Annotated in this window: 1 protein-coding gene; it reads left to right on the plus strand. The window is 39.5% G+C overall.

The genetic code is table 11. The features are described from left to right. Positions 1-407: 407 nt before the first annotated feature. The coding region (locus Q0537_RS07820; RefSeq protein WP_299226787.1) for a helicase C-terminal domain-containing protein at positions 408-1,970 on the plus strand (1,563 nt) is incomplete at its 3' end.

Genomic DNA, 1,970 nt, shown 5'->3' on the forward strand with positions numbered 1-1,970 from the left:
AAATACTATTTTTAACCGGAACACCCGTCTCTAACTCTCTAACTGAGCTCTACGGTATTAATAAATACCTTATGCCAAAGGAGCTTGAGCAAAAAGGTATCGGCTCTTTTGACGCCTGGGCAGCAAATTTTACCAAAATAGAGAAGACGCCCGAGCTTAATGCAAGTGCGAGAAATTACAAAATTGTAGATCGTCTCGCGGCGCTAAACAATTTACCCGAAGTTTGCGGCGCCTACAATAACGTTGCTGATATTGTTACGAATAGCGATATTAAGCAATATTATAAATATTACGTTCCTGGAGTCAATATTAAAAAGAGCATAGCGCTGCCCAGCCGCGCAATACGCGAATACATAGGAGTGGAAGATGCAAACGGTTTTTACGATGAGCGCTCCATCATCGGTAGAATGGATAAGCTTAGCAAGGGGGGCTTTGATCCTAGGATAGATAACTATCTAAAATGCACTTCCGATGCCAAAAAAGCCGGCATAGATTTTAGATTGATAGATCGCAACGCAAAAGACTATAAGGGCTCTAAAATTAATAAATGCGTAGAGAATACATTTGAGGAATACCAAAAATGGAGCGACGACAGAGGAACGCAGCTAATTTTCCTTGATATAGGCACGCCCAAGCGAAGCTCAAAGAACATCGATATAGAAGCCGAAAAAGAGATAGAAGAAACCGATAAGAGCGACATCCTTTATGGCAATGATTATGAAGCTGACGAGCCAGGCTCATTTATAAATTTTAACGATGAGATCGAATCAAATAGAGATGAGGAAGAATACGACGGTACAGAAAAGGATAGAGATGCCGGCGAAAATTCTTTTGAGCTTTATGTGGATATTTATAAAAAGCTTGTAAAAAAGGGGATTCCGCGCCAAGAAATAGCTTTTATTCATGATGCGGATACGCCGGAGAAAAAACGAGAACTATATCGAAAAGTGAACTCTGGCGAGGTTAGAATTTTGCTTGGATCTACGAATAAAATGGGCGCAGGAACCAATGTTCAAGAGCGCGTCGTAGCAATACATCATATTGATGCACCTTGGCGTCCGGCTGATTTTATACAGCGTGACGGTCGCGTTATTAGGCAGGGCAATATGTTATTCGAGCGCGATCCTGAAAATTTCAAAATCAACGAATACCGATATATAACCGAAAGAACCTATGATGCGGTTGCTTGGCAGATTATCGAAACAAAATCAAAGGCGCTACTAAATTTTAGAAAAGGCACGGTGGACAGCAGAAGTCTAAGCGGTTTTGAAGAAGAGGCAGCTAGCGCGGCGGAGATGAAAGCGGCCGCTACGGGCAATCCGCTATTTATGGATCAGGTTAGACTGAAAGCGGCGCTCGACAAAGAAGAGGCCGTTTATAAGAAATATCTTAACGATTACCGTGACGCAGAAGATACCATCAGGGCGAACAGGAATAAAATTCAAAATTTTAAAAAAGAAAAATATAACATTGAACAAATCAAAACACATTTATTGGAATACGAGGAAAGATTTAATCCGGCCGCGGCCTTTAAATGCTCCATTATAAAAGACGGCAAAGCCGTTGAGTTTAATATACCGGCTAAAACAGACTCGGAAAATATAAGACTCGAGCAAGATAAAATGAAAGGTCTTTTTGAAAGAGCGATAAATTTAACAATTCGCAACTATGATCAAACGATTCCCATTTTAAATTATAAGGGTTTTCGCTTAGACGGATACTACAGCTCCTCATATAAAGAGCTAAGTTTTACGATAAATATGCAAACAGCTGATAACAACGAAATAGAGATGGAGCCGGAAAATCTTATTTATAAATTAGGTGACGGCCAACCTATAAGCTTTGCCGGTTTTATAAAGCGTATAAACAATTTTCTAAATGAAGAGCGTTTAAATTTGCTAATTAAAGGATGTGATGACAACATAGCTAAATTCCAACAAAATTCTCAGGATTTAACTACTTTCATTAAA

The organism is uncultured Campylobacter sp. (assembly GCF_938017775.1).
Classification (GTDB): Bacteria; Campylobacterota; Campylobacteria; order Campylobacterales; family Campylobacteraceae; genus Campylobacter_B.